Source organism: Flavobacterium ranwuense (genome assembly GCF_004349315.1).
In the GTDB taxonomy this organism is placed as follows: domain Bacteria; phylum Bacteroidota; class Bacteroidia; order Flavobacteriales; family Flavobacteriaceae; genus Flavobacterium; species Flavobacterium ranwuense.
The window spans coordinates 450103-475155 of sequence record NZ_SMLH01000002.1 but is presented as its reverse complement, the minus strand read 5'-3'; the positions used below and the strand labels follow the sequence as shown (position 1 = coordinate 475155).

Genomic DNA, 25053 nt, shown 5'->3' with positions numbered 1-25053 from the left:
ATTGGATAACTTCCTACTGGTGTGTTTGATGCAACAGTGATTGTTCCATCAGCATTCATTGTTAATGGTCCGTTTGGTGTAGAAGTCAAAGTTACCTGTCCTGGGGCAGTTCCGATTACTGCTTGTGCTCCATTTAAGGTGTCATTGCCGATTACACTTGGTGTGTTTGTACCTGGTAATACACTTGGACTGTCTGTTACTGCAGTTATTACTGGTGCAGTTACCGTTACATTACTTGTTACTGTACTACAATTTGTTGGATTTGAAACCTCACAGATGGTATATGTTATTGGATAACTTCCTACTGGTGTGTTTGATGCAACAGTGATTGTTCCATCAGCATTCATTGTTAATGGCCCCAAAGGTATAGAAGTCAAAATTACTTGTCCTGGCTGATCTCCGATTACTGCTGGCTGTCCATTTAATATATCATTGTTGATTACACTTGGTGTGCTTGCACCGGCAATTACACTTGGACTATCTGTTATTGCTGATATTGTTTTTAAAGATGTAGAAGTAACGCATTCTGGATTATTATAAATTATGCCTGAATAAGTATTAACCGCTCCGCCTGTAGAAAGCTGTCGGCCGCCAAGAAACAAATCAGCACCTGAGCCACAAGCTCCACCATGGGAAAGAAACGTTCCTTTTAAAGTAGCACCTGCTCCTATACTAATAGCACCAGTGGGAACTCCCGCTCCACCAATAAAAAAAACATTACATCGACGTGCTCCATTAATTAAAATCATTTTTGCTTGTGCTGCTACTGAAAATGCCCCAGCAAACTTAAAAACAAATATTGCATCGGAATCATTTTGACCGTCTAAGAAGAGAGTTCCTAACATAGATCCTGCACCGTCTATGAAATAAACCCCCGCATTAACAGTTTCCCCTCCTGCGGCAACGCTTCCAAAAACTGCCGCGTGTGCAGGTACTATAGGTACAACACCCGCCGGCGTAGGAACTGTATTTGGCAGAGCCATAAGCGCAGTATAAGCATTATCTAAATCTATGTTCGCTTGTGCTGTACTAGCATCTGCAACATGAATATTCCCTATAACAATTGAACTCTCAAAACCACTTACTGAGCCAGAATTTGAACCAATATTTCCATTGATACCAGATGTACTCGTATTTGGCACAGCACCTAAATTAGTATAAAGGGCATAATTGGAGAGCACTCCTAAAACATCAACGGCAGGAGCGGCATTACAGCCAAAATCACATTTTATTGGAATTGTACAAGTACCAGGAGGCGGACTTGCTTTACAACCAGTTCCATTAACTATCGCTCCTTCCATAGAAAGCATTCTTCCTTCAAGAACCGTATTTGCACCAAGACCAACTGCTCCTATCTTTGAAAATAAAGTTCCTTTTAAATTACAATCTGCCGCAACAGAAATAGCCCCTTGAGCAATAAAAAAAACATTGCAAGATTGCGTTCCACCTATTAAATTAATCGTTGCACCAGCTCCTACCGTCATTGCTCCGTAAAATTTAATTATAAAGAAAGCATTAGGATTTCCTCCACCATCAAGATTAAGAATTGTCCCTATAGATCCCGCACCAGGTATAGAGTATACTCCAGGCTTAAGCGTTTCACCACCTCCAAAAGCAGCAGCATGGGTGGCGGGATAGTCCACAAAAAGATCGTTAAGATGAATATACAACCTAAATAAATCGAATCTACATTGAGCAGTTACAGCATTAGCATTGTATGTGTTACCCGTAAAATAGGTTGGGTCAGTAAATCCGCTAATTACTCCATTATTGCTACCCGCATCGCCTGTCCAGGTGGCTCCAGCTGCATTAGTAACAGCTCCAGCTCCTGTATAACCTTCAAAAGATTCAAGCACACCTAAATTAACTGTTTGACTAAAACTTGTATTTGAAAAAAGCAATAGCGCAATAGTTACTATGCTGAAGAGTAATTTTTTTTTCATAATAAATAATTTAATTGAGTACACTATAACAAAAAAACTAATTGCAACTAATGGGTTGTAATTCAATGATAAATCATACTGTAATGATGTAATTATCAAGCAAAGTAACCTTTTATAAAAACTAAGGGAGTCAGTAGATATACTCTTTTATTTTTAAAGTAAAAACAATAATCAGTAAAAATACGGAGAGGTATTGTTGTAAATATTATTATGGACCTAATCTTCAGGTATATCATTATAGACCTTTAGAGGCTATTCTAAGTAGTTTTAAAAGCAGGAGGCCTGTTTGTTTCTTTTCAATTTAGCAAGTTTTGTTAAAGACAAATTGGACAGGAACCAAGAGAATATACCAGAGAATTGTCGCAATAATTTGTATCAAGAGCTATTCAATTAATAATCAAATGAATTGTACAGAATTTAAATTATAATTTTACTCTTTGACTATCAATGTATTATATACAGGGTGCTCCATAAGTTTATCAGTATTTTCGCTGTCTATTTTTTTTAATTGCTCTTGATGTTTTAATAGTTCGCTGCTCTAGGAAAAGGGTTTTAGACACCTCTAAAATAAGATTGCATTTACACATGAATTTCTGTACTGTGAGTTGGTGATTCCCTATTGTGTCTTTAAAGTTTAGAAGGAGCAGGGTTTTTAATATCTAAATGTTTTATATTACTGACAAGACTTAAAATAACCTCAATATTTAATTGTAAATCCTTATGAGTAATTATTTAGTTTTCAGATTAAGTGCCGCTTTTATTAGACTAAATGACTCAGTAGATTTACGTTTTTTTTTTGATAAAAGTAAAAACTAGTATAAATACGTAGATATTTTACGATAAATATTTGGGGGCAGCCAAACTTGAAGTCTGTCATGATTGGTATTTGGAGGCAGTATTGATTAGTTTTAAAAGTAGGTGGAATATTTATTTTTTTTAATTCAGCCTGTTTTTATAAAGACAAATTGAACAGAAATCAAGTAAGTATGCTTGAGAATTGGGATGAAAATTTTCATTAAAACCTATTCAGTTAATAGTCAAAATAAGTTGAATAGGGTTTAAAAACTATTTGTTATTCTATTATTATCAATCTATAACGGATAGCATACATGATAAGTTCAGCAATGTTTTTGCTTTCTGTTTTTTCCAAAAGACTGGCCCTGTATGTTTCAATAGTTCGCTGCCCCAGGCAAAGGGCTTGAGATGTTTCCAAAGTAGATTTACCTTTACAAATCAATTCTAGCACTTCAAGTTCGCGATTAGTTAGTTTGGCGGGAATGCCTTTTGTGTGTTTAAATATAAATGGTGCTGGATTTTCAGGATATAATTTAGTGACATTGCCTACAATACTTGGGAGGCCATTATATGTAATTAAAGATCCAAATAATTCAACAAATACTGTATTTGAAGTTTTATGGATAGCTTCAAACTTCACAGATATAGAACTTTCCGAATCTTTTAAACAACGATCAAAATTGTTTAAAATTTTTGTTTTATCACTATATTTGTCATCGAGGAGTTCCTCAAAATTTACTGAAGAAAAATCATCATAGTCATAACCGAAAATGTTTGCTAATGGGGTATTATAAAATATAAATTTGCCATTTTGATAAATATAAATACCTATTGTTGCATGATTTATAAGAGCATGAAATTTTTCGTCATGAATTTGTTCAAGTCTATCATATTTAGCGAGACGTGTATTGATAACTCTCAATAACTCATAAAGACTGAAAGGTTTTGTGATGTAATCATCAGCGCCTAATTGCATTCCTGCTCTAATATCTTCATTTTCAGTTCGAGCCGAAAAAAACACTAAAGGAATAGTTGAAGTGGCCTTAATCTGCTTTATTGTTTTATAAAAATCATATCCATTCATATTAGGCATAGATATGTCGCAAAGAATAAGGTCTGGTAAATGCTTTAAAGTTTGTTGGACTCCCACAAGTCCATCCTCGGCCATAAAGACTTCGAAGTTTTGTCCTTTAATAAATTCAGCTGTATTTTCTCTTAAGACTGTATCGTCTTCTATGATAAGAATCTTTTTCATTTAAAAAAAATTAGAATAATCAGTATTTTATTATTGATTGAAAGAAACGGAGCCAGTGTCTGTTCTTTTAGATTAAATTAAACATTTTACTGCTGTAAGTATGGTAATGTAATAGTTACTGCTGTTCCTTTATTTACAACTGATTCAATTAACATTTGGCCTTTATGAAGATCAACGAATCTTTTTACAATAGACAAACCAAAACCAGTTCCTTGTACAGTTCCTCTGTTAGAAGCACGGTAAAAAGGGTCTACTAAATATTTTATTTCCTCATCAGGTATTCCGATTCCTTGATCCTTGATTATGAATTCTATTTTTTTATTGTCTATTTCATTTAAATCGATGGTAATATTTTTACTACTGTATTTTATGGCGTTAGATATGATGTTATTAAAAATGTGACGAATCATAATTGAATCCATATAATAGTTTTTAATATCTAAGTTCGATTTCAGTATTACTTTTTGATTGGTTTCCGATACGGATATGTTTTCTTCAATAATCTCATTTATGAGGGGAAGAAGTTGAATGTTTGCAGGTCTAAAAAAAGATATGCTAGTTTGCTCTTCATCAATTAGAGAAACATCATCGAGTAATGCTGTGGTATGTTGTACAGCATCAAATATCTGTTTAAACAGTTTTTCTTTTTTTTCCTTGCCCAAAGTATCGTTGTATATTTGCAATAATTGAACACTGGAAAGAATTCCTGCTAAAGGGGTTCTGAATTCATGGGAAACGGTGGATATAAATTGAGACTTTAATACATTGACTTCTTTCAGTTTGTTATTTAATTGGACCAATCGTTCTTCTTCAAGTTTCCTTTTTGAGATGTCGTTTATTGTAGAGATTAATAAGGCTTGTCCACTAATCGACAATGGACTGGTATACATTTCAATATCGCAAGTTTTACCAGAAGCTAGCTTATGAATAAATTGGAAATAGGATGGCCCAGTGATCGTGAATTTTTTCATCTCTTCCAATATTTGTTCTGATGGAAAAGTACTAATATCTGATAGGGTCATTCGTTTAAATTCTTCTAAGGAATAACCATAAAATTGTGCGGCGGCCGAATTAACATCGATGATGTTACCACTCATTGGGTCTATCAGGAGTTGAGGAGTCTGATTTTTTTCGAACATGGCAAAATACAGCTGACTCCTTTCTTTTAATGCGAGATCTACTTTCTTACGATCTGAAATATCTCGGATGTGGCATAGAATAACTTTGTTTTCATCTACAATGTATACGTTGCTTACAAACTCAACATCGATTGAACATCCTGCTTTTGTTTCCAATGGCATATCTTCAAATCGAATGTATTCTTTGTTTTGTAATTCTATAAAAGCCTCTTTAGAAGCCGCAATATTTTTAAAAACTCCAATTTCCCAAAGTTCTTTTCCTACCAACTCATCGTAATTAAATCCAATCAACTCAATCAGGAAAGGATTTGCATCAGTAATCTGGCCTGTGATCGCATCCAGAATTAAAATTCCTTCTTTGGATGATTCAAATATTCGATGCGAACGTGTTTCAGCATTTTGTATTTTTTCTATAGCTAATTTGCGATCAGTGATGTCTTGGATTACTCCAATCATAGAAAGTTCATTAGCTTCGTCATCAAAAATAATTTCCCCCCATCCATCTATCCATCGAATCTCGCCGTCATTCTTGCGAATGATTCTGTATTCCTTGCGAAACAAGTTTTGATTTAGAATACATTCTTGTAAATACAGCTCCATCATTTTTCTGTCCTGAGGATGAATACTATCTAACCATGTTTCTAAAATATTTGAAGGTATGCTATCGTGAAATCCAAAAATAAATCGTAATTCTTGAGAAAACTCCAAAAAATTAGTAGATATATTAAATTGAAAGGAGCCAATGTTTCCAATTCTTTGAATTTCTTTAAAAATAGACTCCTTTTCCGCTAAAATATTTTTTAGAAGCTTTTTTTCGGTTCTATCAAGAGCAGTTATAAGGTATTGTTGCTCCTTTTCTAAAAACCTAACAGTTAAGTGAACTAATACCTGTTTTTCTTGATTTATGGTTAGCTCAATAAAGTAAAAATTTTCGACATTGGTTTCTTTTACTTGTAGTAAAAAGAGATTGAAATCAGGAAGGTTTGTTTTAGTAATAAATTGACTAAAAGTGAAATTGAGTAAGTCATCACCTGTTTTGCCCAAAAGAGCTAAACCGCTGTTATTGAATCCTACTATTTTGCCTCTGCAATCAATAAGAAAATGCCCTGCCGGAGAAATATCACAAAATAAATTTAGCCTTTGAACGGCTATTTCTGCTTTATCTTTTGCTAATTGCAACTCTTGATTTTGTATTGTAAGCTCAATATTACGAGCTTTTAATTCCTCGATTAAATTCTGGGGTTTGGATTCGATCATAGCTCGTTTTAGGTATCCTATTTTGTTAGTATTTCCGTAGCTCCTTGCTTTAGAATATTAAATTTCATGGTCTTTTATTTTCTCTTTCTAAATTTAATATTTTAATTAAAATGGATGGCTATTTGTTTTTATGCGAAACATGCCACTTTGGGCTGACGAGCTATTATTTGTATGATCCTTTTTATAATCAAGAGCATCAGAAACGAAAAAAAAAGAACAAAGAGGGATACCGAATTCAACAGTTGTACCCTTTTTAGTAGCACTTACTAAACTTAAATTGACTTGGAAAGGTTGAAATGCATGATTCTCTAAACAGTCATTACTCAAAACATTTACAAAAGAAGTTCCACCAATAGTACCATTTATATTTATTCCAGTATCGGGGTTTGCAATAATAATTTTATTACAGAGGCTATATTGGTTATAAACTACACCTGTGCTAAAACTACCCGCTCCAGCGGTAGAATACATACCTACTTCAAGATTTCCGTCAGCTCCCATTGAATTTGCATCAGGGCTTGCAATAAGATTCCCTTTCATATGTGTAAAGGTATCCTACTTTTTGTTTAAGTATCATAAAAAAACATACAGATGAAGTAGGAATGCAATTTTCAATTAAAGAATAAATTTCATCAATATTCATTCGAAAAACATCAATAGAGTATTTTTTTAGCATTAATTTTTGATTTTGGCAAACATATGTTAAAAAATATGAGTTCAGTCGAATTAAAAAAACAATCGGTTTAAAAGAGTCTTATGTCAGATTAAGTACGTGTTGCTCTTTTCATAAAGTTACTAAAAATTAATTAATTTTAATTTTTCATTAAAATTAATTTAATAAAAAACCAATAAGTTAGTGCTTTTGCAAATTCCAGTGATATTGACCACAATATCAAATATGTAAAATCTGTAAAAAAGAAATCCCAAAATCTAAAAAAGATTTTGGGATTTCTTATATTAAGCCAAAATTTGTTGTGCTTGTGATACCCATCCAAAAATTAATGAGAATTATAAAAAGGCAAGCCTTATTTTCATTTCAATACTTATTTAAAAGTTTCAAAAACTTCATTAGGGTAAAATGATTTCTGAGTCGCAATATAGCCCGTTGGTCTGACTATGGTAATAATCCCTTTGCCATCGTAAAAATCATCGACTTCAAAGTTTACTCTTTCACCCGGTTTAAGGGTTGGTAAATCATAGGCTTTTGTTGTGGCATAATTATCGGTTTTATCGGATAAATACAGTTTATATCCCTTTACAATATGCTGTGGTAAGCCGATACTACCAAAAATTGCCAAGGTCAATTTTCCCTTTTTCCAAGTACTTGTATTTTGAACTTCTACAGGCGAAGATTGTTCTCTCAATACTTTCATAGATGGTTTTGGCTTACCATACATATCATAAATACCATGAACGCGTTGTTTAAATTTGCCTTCACCACCTCCATAATGGGTACGATAATCAGTCAAGTCAAAATAGATTCCACCTTCTACATAGGGTTTACTTTCGTAAATAGCCATGTGGTAAACCAGGTCTTCTAATCTGCGTTCGTCCCCGCCTTTAAAATTAGGTTCACACAAACCAAATTCCGAGATAAAAAAGGGTTTATCGGGATAACTCATGTGCACGCTATCCATATACTGGTTAATTTTTCCGACTGGAACATCCCACCAACTACCACCGTATTCATTCATCATAATATAATCGCCCAGACTTCCTGCATCAGGTGTGAATTTTGGATTATTATAATATTGTTCGTTTAAAGTATTGCTTACATAACTAACCAAACGGGACGCATCCAATTTACGAGTTTTGGCAATCAATCCTTCAATCATTTTTTTCATATTTGCATCACGTCCTCGCAACTCATTGCCCACGCCCCAAGCAAAAATAGAGGGATGGTTGTAGTGGTTTCCAATCATGGTTTCCAACTGACTATGGGCAATTTTTTCGATAGATGCATCAGATGGCGTATCACCTCCCCACAAAGGAACTTCTTCCTGAATGATAATACCATTACGGTCACAGAAATCATAAAATGCATCATCTTGCTGAAAATGCACCCGACTGAAAATACAGTTCACATCTTTCATCAGTTTACCGTGGCGGATAATTTCTTCTTTTGTTTCGGCAAAACCGAAATTTGGATTTGAGCCCGCAGTCCACTCCACCCCCATAACTTTAATAGGTTCATTGTTCAAATGCAGTTTAGTACCCACAAACTTGATTTCGCGGAAGCCAAATGAACTGTTGATTTGATCAGTTGCTTTATTCCCGTTCAATAAGGTAATATTGGCACGGTATAAATTTGGAAAATCAAAATGCCAGGCATTCACTTTTGGCAATTTGAAGGTTAAAATCGCTTCCCCATTTTCCCAAACCGCTTTCACGGTAGTTTGCAAAACAACATTGTGCGTGGCTTGATTATCCTCGGTGATTTGAACTTTAAATTTCAGGTTTTTATTTGCATCCGTTTGGCGCAGACCAATATTGATTTTCACATCTCCTTGATTAGTTTCTACATTCAATTTTGGTGTGATGTGTGCATACGCCATTGCCGGACGATTGCTGACCAATAAGGCAACTTCTCTTATTATTCCACCGTCATTTGGCCAATCGAATGAATTCGTATAAGGAACTTTCATTTTACCAAAATCATTATTACAGGCAACGGTAATGATATTTTCGGCATTAAAATTCAGCAACCCGTCTAAATTGATAAAGAATTTATTGAAACCATCGCCAATATTTTCTTTCACTTTTTTACCATTAATATAAATGGTTGACGTATGGTTTATGGCTCCAAATTGCAACACCAATTGTTTGCCTTTCCATTTTCCAGGTACAAATAGTTTTTGCTGATACCAACCCCATCCGTAGTGCATTTCGTTTTCCTTTTCGATATTCCAAGTATGCGGAATAGTAACTACGCGACCATCAGTCCAGTTTTTTGAAAACCATTGTTTTGCGAAACCTTCGGCTACTTTGTCAATTTTGAATTGCCAGTTTTTATTTAATGGAATAGTATCTCTTTGGGCAAAAGAGGATAAACTAAAAAAGAAAATTAGAATAATTAAGTGGTATTTGGTTTTCATATTCATAGGTCTGTATTTAATAAATTTGTTAATTCTAAAACTTATGCAGGACTTGTTTTTATTTTATCTCGTATTTAATTCCTTTCTGGGTTGGAAACATCACTATATCTATCCCTGCGGATTTCACATTTACTTTTTTATCGTTCGCATCATAAACATTCATCCCTTCAGGTAAATTCACATAACATTCTGTTCCTGTTTTAGAAATAATTTCGGCCTTTGTTAATTTATGATTATCCCAGTCAAAGTTCAATTCAAACCCATTTCTGGCACGAATTCCTTTTACATTTCCCTCACTCCAATCAGTATTCGTAGGTAAAGCAGGTAAAAAACGAATCACTGAATTATTGCCGTTACTTTGCAAAAGCATTTCTGCGACTGCCGCAGTTGCTCCAAAATTGCCATCGATTTGAAATGGAGGATGCGCACAGAAAAGATTAGGATAACTGCCGGAACCTTTCATTTTATAAACTCCGTCTTTTATTTCAAATGCCGGTGCTAGCAAGCCTTTTAGTACTTTCCAAGCATGATCACCATCAGCAAGTCTGGCCCAAAAATTAATTTTCCAAGCTCTCGACCATCCTGTACCGCCATCACCTCTTCTCAACAAAGTTTTACGGGCTGCATCAACCATCAAAGGCGTCTCTATAATATTAATTTCATCGTAAGGATACAAACCATACAGTTGTGAAACGTGACGGTGCGTAGGTTCCGTTTCATCATAATCCTTGATCCACTCTTGAACTCCACCCGTCTTTGTACTGATTTGGTTTGGTGCCAAACGGCTTTTTAATTGCTCTAAAGTAGCTGCAAAATCAGCATCCAAACCCAATAGTTTAGCTGCAACGATGGTATTGGTAAATAATTCCCTTCCTATTTGCATATCCATTGTAGGTCCCATAGTAGTTTGCCCGACAAAACCATCCTCGGTTTTATACGAGTTTTCAGGAGAATTCGATGGTGCTGTAACCAACCATTTCGTTTTAGGATCTTCTATCAATATGCCTTTATAGAACTCCGAAGCGCCTTTCAAAACCGGATATATTTGTTTTAGAACCTCCTGATTGGGATTGTATAAATAATGTTGCCACAAATGCTCGCACAACCAAGCTCCTCCTGATAAGGTCGATCCCCATTCTGCGCCTTCGCCTGGTGCCGTAAATTTCCAAGGATTGGCAATTACATGAGCCACCCAGCCTTTAGTGTTGTAATACGCTTGGGCTGTTTTTTCGCCTGGTTTTACCAATTGCTCCGTAAACTGAACTAATGGTTTATGACAATCGGCCAGGTTTGTGGCCTCGGCAGGCCAATAATTCATTTGCAAATTAATATTCAAATGATAATCACCATTCCAGGGTGTTTGATATTCTTCAGCCCAAAGCCCTTGCAGGTTAGCCGGTAATCCACCTGGACGAGAAGAGGAAATCAACAAATACCTTCCGAAATTAAAATACAATGTCGGCAAGGTCACGTCGCTTTCGCCTTTTGCAAAACGCACTAAACGTTCAGCAGTAGATAGGTTTGCAACAGTTGCATTTTGTTTGGCGGTTAACTGTATTTTACAACGGTTATAATAAGATTGAAAATCAGCAATATGTTTATTTTTTAAAACAGTCCACAAAATTTTACTGGCGGCATTCACTGCTTTCTGTACAACAGGCAAGGGATCTGTTCCTCGCTTTTCAACAGTGGGCCAGTTTAAATCGGTAGCGGCACTGAAAATTAGTATGCATTCTGTTGCTCCTTCGATCGTCAATCCATTATTTTGAGCCATCACTTTTCCATCAACAGCAATCACTTTGGTGTAGCCTGCAAAACGAATTCCCAAATCACCATCGCCACCCGGCAATTGTCCGGTCATGGTAATGGTGTTCCTATTCGAAGAGAATTTTGTATTTTCTTTTCTGTTCAATAGCACCTTAAAATTTAAGGATTTGGCTTTATTTGCGCTTAAGCGAATGATGATCGTATTTTGCGGTGCACTAGTCAAAACTTCTTCTTTAAAAGTTATGCCTCCCTTTTTCCATTCGGTTACAGCCAAGGCTTTATCCAGATGCAAAGTCCTTTTATAATCAGAAACCGCTCTTACACTATCTTTCCAGTTAATCAACAAATCCCCAAAAATCTGATAGCAACCAAACTTTACTTGTGCACCATTTCCATAACCAGAACCTTTACCGGCACTGACAAAATAGCTTTGCAACAATTCTTGAGCTTCTTTATTTTTCCCTTCTTTCAACAAACGTTGAATTTTTGGTAAATGCTGCGAAGCATCGTCTCTGTTGGGATTTTCTACACCACCCGACCACATCGAGTTTTCGTTCAAAACAATACGTTCTTTAGTGGGATTGCCATAAACCATGGCACCCAAACGTCCATTCCCTAAAGGGATGGATTGTGTAAAATGAGTCGCGGGTGCATCAAACTTGATTTCTTGGTCGCTTTGTGCAAAAAGGCAAGATGCAGACGCAAAAAAAGATACAAATAGAAGGACTTTGTTTTTGGTAAGCATATTATATTTTTTTCAGTCGAAACACCTTTGTTTCATGGCGTTGCACTTTTCCATTCCATTTTTTGCCTTTACCAATTACTTTGTGTTCCCACAAATCTTTGATTTCGTAGGTATCATTTAATCCCAATTCGGCAAAGTTTATTTTTGAATTCTGAGTCGTTTCTGTGCGGTTTAAAATGGCAATGGCAAAATCACCATTCGCCAATGGCTTTACAAATACACTCCAAGTGTCATTCTTGATTTTACAAACTGCCTGTTTGCCCAAAGCATCCTGATTGATGGCAATTACCTCATCATTTAATAAAATACGTTTGGTTTCGGCATTCATATTCCGAACGTCATTGGTCGCTGCCAATGGTGAATTCATGATAGACCAAAGACTCATCTGGCTTTGGTATTCCGTATCAGTACAACCAACACCTCCTAAATCGCCTGAAGGTCCTTTTTTACCATAAAGCCCAACAACCAGCATATCCATATCATTCCAATGTCCAGGACCTGCATAAGAACCATACTGCTGCGAGTAATCAACAATATCCAATATTCCGGCACCGGTTCCGTGCAATTCGCTTTGCTTTTTCACCGGTTTGAGGCTTTTCCATTTATCTCTTACGTCAGCCGTAGTGCGCCATAATTGTCCTCCTACTTGTCCAGCCCAAAGCCAAGGTTTGCGATCTCCCCATTCACAAATTCCCAAGGCAATATCACGACCGCTTTTGCGCAAAGCATCCGCTATTTTTTTGTAACGCGTTTTGGCAACTTCCATATCATCTGGAGCGCCACAGTAATCGTATTTTAAATAGTCAACATCCCAACTGGCAAAAGTTTTGGCATCTTGGTCTTCAAAATTTAAACTCGCGGTATAACCTGCGCAGGTAAGCGGTGCCGCATCCGAATAAATCCCTAATTTCAATCCTTTGCTGTGCACATAATCAGCAAGCGCTTTTATACCCGAAGGAAATTTTTTAGGGTCTCCAATCATGTTGTTTCTTTTATCACGACCACCTTGCCAGCCATCATCAATGAAAACGTGATTGTAGCCTGCCTTCAACATACCACTGCTCACCATAGCATCTGCCATTTCACGAATGTCTTTTTCATTAATATTATCGGCAAAATAGTTCCAGGTCATCCAACCCATTGGAGGTGTTGGTGCCAATAAAGTGCCGTCAATTGATTTAGATTGTGCTTCTACATTTCCATTAGTCAGGCAAAGTGCCAGAACAAAAAGGCCAATAATTTGTTTTTTCATTACTTATACTATTTGTTTTTTATTAGATAGAGACCGAATTTTATAAACACTCCTATCTAAATGAACTGTCCATTCTCGACTCCAAGAAAGGTTTAGGTCATTAGAATTTATTCAATTTTGATTTTGCTTCATCGATTGTTTTTTCTGAAGGAATCTCTTTTAACATTTTCAAATCAAAAGTACTTAACAGCTGATTCAGCTCTTCTATTTTCGTCTGATTTCCTGATTGTTTAAATCCTTCCTGAAGAATGTGTATTTTTTCGAAATCCTGTATTCCTTCAATCAATTTTTCAAAACGGATGGATGTCATGGGTCCAGGATATACCTGAAAAGTATCCCCAGCAGGCCAAGCCGTAAAACGACTGTCCGTCAATGGATTTTGAGGCCAACTGTTATAAGCCCAACGCAAATACCCCGTAAATCCTTTTGCGGCAGCGTACCAACCCATCCATACGTGCTCCACAGGTGGCGAAAAAGTAAAACCGTTAGGATAGTTTTCTTCGCAGCAAGTGTACCATGTGCTTGGTTTTCCTAATGCGATACGCTCTTTCAAAGTCACTGCATCAAACTGAAATCGGGATGCAACGCTATAATCAAAAATATCTTTCTCAATTTCAGGATGGTAATTCCCAGCTAATGCAATTTTCCAATCCGGATCAATATCTTTCAATAATTTGATAACCGTCTGCATGTCTTTCATTGGTCTTTCGTCCATGGCAATTGTACTGATACCAAACCACCCTTTCTCTTTTAGATGTTTTGTAAAATCTTTTATCATAGAAGACCAAAAACGATTGTATTCCTCAGAACCAATTTTGGCCACAAGTTCGGTATTTTTTAAAAGGTTTTCGTCATAATATTGAAAAGACAATTTCCACGGCACCATACTGTAACAATTGATGCGTTTGGTAATCCCGCAACTCATTACAAAAGAAACATACTTATCAAATAAACTGTAATCATAATACCAGTTGCCATCTTTTTTCTTAACCCATTTTATAAGGCTTGGAAAATCGTCATAGGTTTGATGTCCCCATGGTTCCTGCATGATACTGGTTGTAATGCATTTTTGACCTGCATTGGCAAGCATCGTATAATAAGGTCTCATTTTTTCAAAATGTTCGTTGCTCCATAATTCCACTTTATGCACTCTGGCGATGGCGGCGGGATGTTGCCAAAGATCCAAATCAAATTTCCATTTATCAACAGCTGGAAGTGTATGCTCGAGCACATTTATGGCGATAGGTAAGCTGTATTTTCTCCCTGCGTTTATAGTAACTATTCCTTTGTATTGCCCTGCAATTGTGTTAGCAGGAATGCTTATACTCAACCAAATTGGATGTAATTCCTTTTTTTTCACTGCAACAGAAGATGCCCAATCAATAGGATCCGCCACTAATGAGGATTTGAAATCTTCGGGTTTTCGATAACCGCAGCCTCCACCAAATTCGTCGGTAATAACATAATGCACAAAACCGGTTTTAGCGTTGGTTTTCGCAATCTGAGCTCCGGCATTATTTTTCAGATCACTGATACCAACAGTCAGTTTAGCAATATCTTTATCGGCCCAAACCAAAATTTGGGTATGAATTTTTTCGCCTTTCCAAGCCGTGGTTCCCCAAGTATTAATTTGAGAAATTGTAGGTTTTACATCTTTTGCAAAACGGGCATTACTGCTTACAAAACTGATAAACGCCGGACTTTGTTGCTTGGTTTGTGCCTTTGTAGTTATACCTACAAAAAGGACTAACAGTAAAAAGATATTCTTCATTTTAAAATATTTTTTTATTTTGAAAGCTTTTAAATTTATTCTTTTTACTCAAAAAATCCAATCGCTCAGTTAAAAGCTTTACTACGATTCTTATTCAATTACTTCAACGAAAGTGAACATCCACTTTACTGGATTTTGCCAATTGAGGCCTTTAAATGAACCTACCGGCAGTTTTACTTTAACTGTATTCCATCCCTTTTTTAAAGTAATTTTTGTTGGTTCTCTAAATTCGTATCCTTCATCAATCAGGGGGATTTCTAAATTACCTTTTTGGTTGGTATGTTTCCAAACTGGCGGACTAACCAACCCATTATTTACCCAAACCAAACTTTTTAAATTATTCCAAGTACCTGCATTTGGCGAATCGGTGTTCATGGAACGGGATAAATTATTAAAACCTATCCAAAATTCTTGCTGTTTGTCTTCATCACTCCAAATTTGGGTTTGGGCATACCAAGTGGTGTTTTCTTTTGGCTCCTCAATAACGCCCGAAATTTGCGGTGCCCACCAATGTCTCATTACTAAAGTGCCGCCAGTGGCTTTGTACATTGGTTTTTCTTTTGATGCATTAAATTTTGCCTTTTCGGGGGCAAAAGCTTTGGTTAAATCACCTTTATTATCAAAAGGTCCATAGATATCCCAAACTAAATTAGCCTGCCTAACATAATTAAAAGGCATGGCTTTAAAATAGTGCTGTTTTTGATCTAACAAACGGTTTTCAAACTCCATAAAGGCTTTGGCTCTTTCGGTTTCCGGTTGACCAATGGTTGCTGTCCAACCCGCATTACCGCCACCTTGCCAAGAGCGTTCTGCAAAAGTTAACATGCCCGGATAAACTGGATTCATTGTCATAACATCTTCTTCATTGGCTACAGCCCTATCATTCCATACGCATACAATACCACCCAAAGCATTTTCGTTACCTTCAGTTAAATTGCATATTTGGCGATTAAAAATGGTAACTACACTTTCTAAGGGATCCATATGGTTTAAATACAAATGCCTTGAATCTAGATATTTTATGTTTTTGTTCTTACTTACCTTTGTGGCACCTTCCATCCAAAGCTGGCGAATTACCCCATCGCTAAAATTCCCGCCTGGTTCCCATCCGATTACTTTTTTACCTAAACTTTCTGTTAAGGCAATAACTTCGGGCAAAAATTTCTGATTCGTAATTTTTACTTCATCGGCACCTAAATGCAAATACGGTACATCATAGGTGGTGCAAAATTCCTTAATTATGTTTTTTACAATTTCTAAGCCCGCATCGCTTTGCATATCTACTCCCATGGCTCTTTTGAATGCGCCACTGTGACCCGGCATATCAATCTCCGGAACTAAAGTTATGTATCGGTCTTTACAATACTTAATTAGCTCTTTTAAATCGCTCTCCGTATAATATTCGCCTTTATCACGAAGCATATATTCTGGGTCTGTTAACTGTGGGTATAGCTTGCTTTGTAAACGCCAGGCAATATCCTCGGTAGGATGAAAGTGAAAAATATTTAGCTTATACCCTGCCATCACATCAATCTGTTGCTTCAACAGTTTAACCGACTGGTAATTTCTTCCTACATCAACCATAAATCCACGCCACGCAAAGGCTGGCCAATCTGTAATTTCAGAAGCATCCACAAAAACATTGTCACGCATTAACTGCAATAAAGTTTGAATACCATTAAAAATTCCCTGAGAAGTATTGGCAGTAAGCACTATTTTATCCGTTGCTGTTTCCAGATGGTAGGCTTCGGATTGGTTTTGTGGTGCACTAACATTCCCTAAACGAAGCTGAATGTAATTTGCTGCATCCGATACTTTGTCGGCTAATTTCACATTCAGTCCTTTTTGCTCCATAGCATTTTTCAAGACCAAAGCGTCCTTCACTAAAGCAGGATTATCCACAAGAATTGTCGTTGCAACAGACAATGGGAAAGCACCAGCATTCCATTTCAGCTGTTGTGGTTTTGGCAATAAAGAAGGTTTAGATTCCAGATCAAAAACATACGGGTAAACCAAATGCTTCCATAATAAATAACCATCTCCCTTGAGGTGCAAACCGTCATTGGTAAACCCTTTTATTAACTTCCCATTGGCATCACAAAAGGAAGTGTGCAAATCAATATAAGTATAATGATAAGCCACAGCATTCTTTTTTAGATTAGCATTTAGCTGTCTTATTTGTTCTCCTTTACTGGTGTGACTTCCAAATTTTTTATAGACATCATTTACGGGCAATATACTTTGCACGTACAATTTTGTCGAAGGAGATTCCTGTTTTAAATAGGAAGCAATTTTTGTGATATTTTTAAAAATACTATCGGTTCCGGTACTTCTTGACAAGTCATTAACTCCTATCAGCAAAAAAACTTTTGCTGGTTTCCTGATAATAATTTCATCGATTCGGTTCAGGACTCCGGCGCTTATATCACCGCTTATTCCACGGTTTTTCACGCGATTGTCGGCAAATAATTCACTCCATTCCGCTCCATCAGAAATGCTGTTTCCTAAGAATACAATATCATCTTTTGTTATCGGAAGGGTTCTAAAATGGGAAGCCCGCTGATGATAGTAAGTAGAGAACAAACTATCAGGCAATGTTGTTTTTTTAATCTGGGAATTGGTATTTGCTGCAACAAACAGCATAATAATCTTTACAAAATGAAGCCAACTGTGTTTTTTAAAATAATCCATAATAGTATTTTAATTTCCCGAATTCAAATATTCTCGTTTTCCGGATTTAGTTTTTAAAATGTTCTTCACTACACTGAAATTGAATTAATTTACCACTTTACTATGCTAAAAATAGTTTTGCTGTATTCTCATCATTCTCCCTTGTAGCAAATAGTTCTTTTTTCATCCTTTTTTTGACTTTATCAAAAAACATAAAACTGCTTCTTTATTACAAAAAACAAAAAGAGGAAAAAATATAGTATTTCCTTCCTCTTTTTTAACACTAATTCATTACTCAAATTTCATCCAATAGCTATAGTTGTAATTTTTAAAAGGAATTCTATATTTCTCCATTGGCATAGAGCCCCAACTGTCTATTCCCTGTAAACCGGTTTGTTGCAAATCCATATGCAGGTAGATTTCGTTTCTTTTATTGAGTTCCCCGCTATGGTATTGTTTCTTTTGAGCTTCAGGATCTAAATCATCCAAATTATAAGGCAAGGCCGAAAAACTCAATAAATTGTTCACAAATGCAAATTCTATTTTTCTTCCCTTTGCGTTACTGAAACTTACCCAGCGCACTTCTGTTTTATTACCACTTTCTTGAGGTCGGGCATAAGGATAATATTGCTCATCCACTGATTGCTTGAATTGACCGATGAAAGTATTGGTTTTTCTGTCCCAATAATTCTCACCCGGACCACGACCGTACCAATTAATTGTATTGAAATTTTTATTGATAACCAAATCATTTCCTGCTCTCAACAACAAAGGATTTTTTCCTTTGATGGCAGTAAATTCATTATCAACTTTAATATTTCCGTCACCATAAACCGTAAATACTTGTTGGTGTGTGGCATCACCGTCAACCAATTTCGTTGTGAATTTTACCTGAACCGAACCGTCAGTATTCTTTGAAACAACGGCTTGCATTTCGGTAGCATTATCATACGCATTTCTCCATTTTCTTAGGCTCGTATTAAATCCAGCACCAATGTCGTTGTCTGTTGGAGCTCTCCAGAAAGAAGGTTTTGGTCCTTGTTCAATAAATTGCTCACCTTTGACACTATAACCGGACAAAATTCCTTTTTTCAAATCGAAAACAACTTCGAATTTATCTCCTAAAATGATACACTGTTCTTTTGTTTCTTTTAATTGTAACGCCTTTTTTGAACTTGGTGTAAAAACAGTTGCCGGAAGTGTTTTCAATGCTAACTGATCCTCAGCAATTTCATATCCTTTAGGTAAGAAAGGCTCTTCGGTTTTTAGCGAATAATACACATTCAACTGGTATTCTTTATCGGTCTTTTGAACCGTTTTGATGGCTAATTTAAATTCTTTTTCTGCTTGTGGCTCCAATGAAATCGTGTTAATGGTAGCGTTTTCTTTGGCAATTCCATTTTCCATCAATACCCAACGCATCATTACATTATCCAGATTTTTAAAGAAAAAACCGTTTTTAATTGTGATGGTGTTGTTACCAACAAATTTCGTTTTAATGTTTTGGTGTGCTTTTTTCACTTCCAAAGCCATTGGTGTAATTTCACGGTATGCCGTAACCACTCCTTTTACACAGAAGTTATTATCGCTTAAATTTTCATCAACTGGTCCTTCCAATGGAAAATCTCCACCATAAGCCATGATGCGTTTACCATTTTTAACTGTATCGATAGATTGGTCAATCCATTCCCAAATAAATCCTCCCTGCAGTTTTGGGTTGTTTTCTACAACATCCCAATAATCTTGGAAATTCCCTAAGCTATTCCCCATAATGTGGGCGTATTCACTTTGGATATTTGGTATTCTGGCATCACTTTTTGAATAGCTCAACAAAGCGTCCGGAGACATATATTGCGGACAAAAAATCTCAGAATAATGCGTATCATTCGGTTTTTCATAATTAATATCTCTTTCATACTGGATTGGCAAAGTCGTTTCCTTTCTCAACCAATCGTATGCAGCATAAAAATTAGTACCGTCACCGGCTTCGTTTCCTAAAGACCAAGTTACTACACTTGCATGATTCTTGTCTCTTTCATACATACGTTGGATACGTTGCAGATGCGATTGTTTCCACAGTGGATTGTTTGCCAGTGTTACATCTAAATCATAACCCAAACCATGTGATTCAATATTAGCTTCATCAACAACATACAAACCAAATTCATCGCAAAGTTCCATCCAATAAGGATCCGGCGGATAATGAGAATGACGAACTGCATTGATATTCAATTTCTTCATCATCTCCATGTCCTTTCTCATATCTTCCTTGCTGAGCGTGTGCCCATTTCTTGGATGATGTTCATGTCGGTTAACCCCTTTTATGAAAACTCTTTTGCCATTAACTAAAAAATCAGCTCCCTTAATTTCTATTTTTTTGAAACCAATGCGAAGCGGCACCACTTCAATCACTACCCCTTTTGCATTTTTTAAAATAATGTACAAACGATACAAATAAGGCGTTTCCGCAGTCCATTTTTGTACGTTTTTTATAGTTGTTTTAAATTCAATATTTGTTTTATACTTCCCTAATATGGTTTTAAAATCCTTAGTTTTATCCTGATAAACCACATTTCCTTTGGCATCTTCCAAACTTACTTCAACCGTCAAACTGTCCTTCTTACTATATAATCCCTTTTCTCTTTTATAGCTACTAATTTCGGTATTAATGCTAAGCAATCCATTGGTATACGTGTCATCAAGTGTGCTGATAATTTTAGTGTCACGGATATTCAACTTCTCTGTGGCATATAAAAAAACATCTCTTTCAATTCCTGAAAAACGGAACATATCCTGACACTCTAAATAACTGGCGTCACTCCAACGATATACTTGAAAAGCGATTAAATTCTCTCCTGCTTTCAAAAAATTGGTGATATCAAATTCGGCAGCCATTTTGCTGTCTTCACTATAGCCCACTTTCTTTCCGTTTACCCAAACAAACAGACAAGATTTTGCATTACCCACATGAATAAAAACCTGCTTTCCTTTCCAATTGGCAGGCAAATTGATTTTTTTACGATAAGAACCTACCGGATTGTTATTGGCAGGAATATCAAATGGCGGATTCATTTTTGCGTAACGCAAATTATGACCGGCAAAATCATAAGGCTGGTTCACATAAATTGGCAAACCATACCCATTCACTTCCCAACTCGCTGGTATACGAAAATTAGTCCATTTGGTATCATCATAAGTAGTTTCGAAAAAATTTTGCGGACGCTGGTTCGGATCTTGTACCCAATTAAATTTCCAACTTCCATTTAATGAAAAAAAGTTAGCCGACTTTTCTCTGTCGTATTGTTTGGCTTTTTCCATGTTTTCAAAACCAAAAGCACTGTTTCGCATTGGCATTCGGTTCAAGGAAATGATTTCAGGATTTAGCAACTCGGCTGGCAACTGTGCAAAAACATTTACAGATAATAACAAGGCAATGATTGCCATTTTTACTTTTCTCATGTTCCCAAAAACGGTTATCCCGTTCGTTTTCAAACTTTTGCTCCACATTGTTTTCATCATTATATTTATATCCATTTTAGTTTTTATGTATTGTGACCATTCATGCCTATTCGGTTTTTCTTTGGTTCATCTGCTTGAATGTTACTATTTGATTCTTTTTTATAAAACCAAAATTCAAAAATATAACAGTTCTTCTAAAATATATACCAGTGCCTACCAGTTTTTTTTATGGCATGTGCAAAAAAACTACTTAATTCAAAAGAATCCCGAAATACTATTTTTACAAGGATTCTACAAATTTCATATTGATGATTAAAGCCAATAGCAAATCATATGAATTTATCCATTATCAAAAGCAAAACGGCATAGTTTATAGTATTCATCCTGTAAAAGATAAAATACTATAAACTATACCGTTTTTGTAAGTCCAGAAATAAAACTAATCTCCTTTCAATAGCTGTTTTGCATCCTGATCATCATATTGATCAATCAACTTTTTAAGTTGCAGATTCATGTAATTGGTGATCTTTTCGTACCCTTTTTTTCCATACAAATTATGCATTTCATTTGGATCTTTTTGCAAATCATAAAGCTCCCAAGAACTTACTCTTTTGTAGAAACGAATCAATTTATAACGCTTAGTTCTTACGCCAAAATGAGGCGAAACGGAATGTTCTCCATTTTCATAATAATGATAATAAATTGCATCACGTCCCTTTGCTTTTTTATCTTTAAATAAAGGTAACATGGATTGTCCTTGTTCATCTTTTGGAATGGAAACTCCTGCCGCATCGAGCATCGTTGGTGCAATATCCAGATTCATAACAAAATTATTTGATACCGTTCCAGGTTTTATAACTCCCGGATAACGCATCATCATTGGAGTTCGAAAAGATTCTTCGTAAATAAAACGTTTATCAAACCAACCGTGTTCTCCCAGATAAAAACCCTGATCCGAAAGGTAGATGACAATCGTATTTTCTGTCAAGCCATTTTTATCCAAATAATCCAAGGTACGCCCGATGTTCCTGTCCAAAGACACAGCTGTACTCATGTAGTCGCGCATGTATCGCTGGTATTTCCATTCTACTAATGTTTTACCACTCAAGTTTTTGGCTTTCAAATCCGCTTCTACCGGGGAATAATAAGCATCGAATTTTTGTCGCTGTTCTAGATTCATTCGCGCAATATTACCATCTTTATTGGCTTCATTTTCACCTCCGAACATTTTTAGGTCATAACCCATCTGCATCGTTGTGGAGATAGACATATCCTGAACCTTAGCCGCTTCACGGTCTTTATAATTATCATAAAAATTAGCCGGTAAAGGAAAAGTAACGGTATCAAATTTTCCCAAATCTTGGGTGTCCGGTATCCAAGTTCGGTGCGTTGCTTTATGTCCAATGACCAAACAAAAAGGCTTCTCCTGATCGCGATTGTTCAACCAATTTTCTGAAACGTCTTCTATAACATCTGAAACATAGCCTTCATTTCGTTTCTTGCTGCCATCCATCATATCGAATTCCGGATTGTAATATTGTCCTTGGTTGGGTAATATTTGCCAAAAATCAAACCCTTGTGGTTTTGTTTCCAAATGCCATTTTCCAATCCAGGCAGTTTGATAACCCGAAGCACCTAATTGTTTCACGAATGAATCCTGGCTCCCATCAAATCTGGAGTTTTCATTATCCTTAAAACCATTTTTATGGCTGTATTTGCCGGTTAAAATCACGGCACGACTTGGACCGCAGATAGAATTCGTCACATATCCTTTGTTGAATAAAACCCCTTCTTTGGCAATACGGTCAATATTGGGAGTTTGCACCAAATTATTGCCATAAGCACTGATGGCCTGATAGGCGTGGTCATCTGAAATGATAATGACAATATTGGGTCTTTTGGTAGATTCCGCTTTGTTTTGCGCCAATACATTGGTCGAAAAACCGCACGATAAAACAACCAGAATAACGGAAATTTTAAACACTTTCATTATTTATTTCTTTAATAATTATATCACAAAAACAGTTTTAAAATCTGTACGGCATCCTTGTCTTTGGTTAGAACTATGTTTTTTAAATTACATAAAACAAATCTGGTATCAGTTGTGGAGGTATTATAAAGCAATCCTTTTTATTAAAAAAGGCATTAAGTTTATTAAGCTCAATGCCTCTATTTTTAATGGCAAAAATGATGTGATTTTAAATTAATTCCACATACTTGAAATTATTTTTTACCAGAAAAAGGTATACAAAGCAGCTAGGACAGCAACTATAATTAAAGACCCTACAGTAAACCCTGGTGAAACTTTAAACATAGATTTATCTACATCCAAGCCATTTGTTTTAACACCTCTTTGTGTTTCATAAATACTTATAACATACATTCCGATTACACATATCAAAAAGACAAATCCCATACGATCCATGAATGGAATTTCGTAAACACCTTCTGCATTTGGCACTGAAAAGCCCATGCCATTTAGGAATGACAAATCAACAAAATGAGGCATGAATTTGAATACTATCGACATTAAGAAACCGCCAATCATAGCAAACATAGCTGCATTAGATGTGGTTTTTTTCCAAAAGAATCCTAAAATAAACATGGCAAAAACACCTGGACTTACAAAACCGGTATATTCTTGAATGTATTGAAAACCTCCTTTTTTGTCAATCCCTAAAAAGGGCGCAACAATAACGGCAATAATCATAGCCGCAATAATGGTAATTTTCCCAATGTTTACTAATTTTTGCTCACTTGCTTCAATGTTTAATTTTTTCTTATAAACATCTAAAGTAAAAATAGTGGCAATACTATTTGCTTTTCCTGCCAACGAAGCAACAATAGCTGCGGTCAAAGCCGCAAATGAAAGCCCTTTTAATCCTGTAGGTAACAAATTCAACAATACTGGGTAAGCACGGTCAGGATTCAAACTTCCATCTTGTAATAATTCTGTTTGAAAACTTCCATTTTGATAAAGAACATAAGCAGCAATACCAGGTAACACTACAATAATTGGCATTAATAATTTTAAGAACGCAGCAAACAAAATACCACTTCTGGCCGTTTTTAAATCAGCTCCAAGGGCTCGTTGTGTTATATATTGATTACAACCCCAGTAATTAAAATTCATAATTAACATCCCTCCTATTAATACTGATAATCCGGGAAGATCCATATAATTCGGATTTGATTTATCAAAAATCATCTGAAAATGGCCATCTGCTTTTTCAGTCATTAAATTAAATCCGTTGATCACTCCAGTCGTTCCGAATTTTTCAGAAACCAAATTAAGTGCCAAATAAGTAGTTGCCAGACCTCCTAAAATCAAGAAAAACACTTGAACAACATCAGTATATCCAATTACTTTCATTCCTCCAAGGGTTATCATCACAGCAAAAAGAGCCAAGAAAATCATACAAAGGGTAATATTTAAACCTGAAATACTACTCACGGCAAGTGCACCTAAATAGAGAATCGATGTTAAATTGACTAATACGTAAAGTAACAACCAGAAAACAGCCATAATCATAGCAACATTACCATTGTAACGCTGGTTTAAGTATTGTGGCATGGTCGAAATTTTATTTTTCAGGTACACCGGCATAAAAAATATTGCTACAAAAACCAAGGTTAATGCCGCCATCCATTCATAGGTTGCAATGGCCAATCCTAATTTGAAACCACTCCCGCTCATTCCTATAAATTGCTCGGCACTAATATTACTGGCAATCAAAGAGGCACCAATTGCCCACCATGTTAATGAACCTTCAGCAAGAAAATAATCTTTACTGCTGGCTTCTGCTTTCTTTTTTCGGTTGTAAATCCACAATCCATAACCAACAATGGTTATGAAATAGAGGAAAAAAACAATGTAATCATTGGTTGACAATGTTTTATGCATA

The 25053-nt window shown here is 35.9% G+C and carries 12 protein-coding genes; all 12 read right to left on the bottom strand.

Going from position 1 to position 25053, the window contains the following annotated elements; translation table 11 throughout:
* The coding region (locus E0I61_RS06555) for an ice-binding family protein (protein WP_132070222.1) at positions 1 to 1943 on the bottom strand (1943 nt) is incomplete at its 3' end.
* A gap of 1072 nt (positions 1944 to 3015) precedes the next feature.
* The gene (locus E0I61_RS06550; protein ID WP_132070220.1) at positions 3016 to 3993 is read right to left on the bottom strand and encodes a response regulator; all 978 of its coding nucleotides are present in this window, start codon (positions 3991 to 3993) and stop codon (positions 3016 to 3018) included.
* A gap of 86 nt (positions 3994 to 4079) precedes the next feature.
* On the bottom strand, positions 4080 to 6389 hold the full coding sequence (locus tag E0I61_RS06545) for a PAS domain-containing sensor histidine kinase (RefSeq protein ID WP_132070218.1): 2310 nt from the start codon (positions 6387 to 6389) through the stop codon (positions 4080 to 4082).
* Positions 6390 to 6494: 105 nt separating this feature from the next.
* Positions 6495 to 6929, bottom strand: coding sequence for a hypothetical protein (locus E0I61_RS06540; RefSeq protein ID WP_132070216.1), 435 nt, complete (start codon positions 6927 to 6929; stop codon positions 6495 to 6497).
* Positions 6930 to 7432: 503 nt separating this feature from the next.
* A complete protein-coding gene (locus E0I61_RS06535) occupies positions 7433 to 9490 on the bottom strand; it encodes a glycoside hydrolase family 2 protein (RefSeq protein WP_235832076.1) in 2058 nt (685 codons plus the stop codon).
* A 52-nt stretch (positions 9491 to 9542) separates the two neighbouring features.
* The gene (locus E0I61_RS06530; protein WP_132070214.1) at positions 9543 to 11996 is read right to left on the bottom strand and encodes a glycoside hydrolase family 95 protein; all 2454 of its coding nucleotides are present in this window, start codon (positions 11994 to 11996) and stop codon (positions 9543 to 9545) included.
* A 1-nt stretch (position 11997) separates the two neighbouring features.
* A complete protein-coding gene (locus E0I61_RS06525) occupies positions 11998 to 13248 on the bottom strand; it encodes a glycoside hydrolase family 27 protein (protein WP_132070212.1) in 1251 nt (416 codons plus the stop codon).
* 100 nt (positions 13249 to 13348) lie between these two features.
* Positions 13349 to 15019, bottom strand: a complete 1671-nt coding sequence (locus tag E0I61_RS06520; RefSeq protein ID WP_132070210.1) for a DUF4091 domain-containing protein — start codon at positions 15017 to 15019, stop codon at positions 13349 to 13351.
* 90 nt (positions 15020 to 15109) lie between these two features.
* Positions 15110 to 17710 (bottom strand): family 20 glycosylhydrolase, encoded by a 2601-nt coding sequence (locus E0I61_RS06515; protein ID WP_205728744.1) that lies wholly within the window; start codon positions 17708 to 17710, stop codon positions 15110 to 15112.
* Between the two features lie 270 nt (positions 17711 to 17980).
* Positions 17981 to 21223 (bottom strand): glycoside hydrolase family 2 TIM barrel-domain containing protein, encoded by a 3243-nt coding sequence (locus E0I61_RS06510; protein WP_205728743.1) that lies wholly within the window; start codon positions 21221 to 21223, stop codon positions 17981 to 17983.
* Positions 21224 to 21587: 364 nt separating this feature from the next.
* A complete protein-coding gene (locus tag E0I61_RS06505) occupies positions 21588 to 23138 on the bottom strand; it encodes a sulfatase family protein (protein ID WP_132070208.1) in 1551 nt (516 codons plus the stop codon).
* Positions 23139 to 23378: 240 nt separating this feature from the next.
* Positions 23379 to 25052 carry a sodium/sugar symporter gene (locus E0I61_RS06500; RefSeq protein WP_131998296.1) on the bottom strand — a complete coding sequence of 558 codons (1674 nt, stop codon included), beginning with the start codon at positions 25050 to 25052 and terminating at the stop codon, positions 23379 to 23381.
* Position 25053 lies beyond the last annotated feature (1 nt).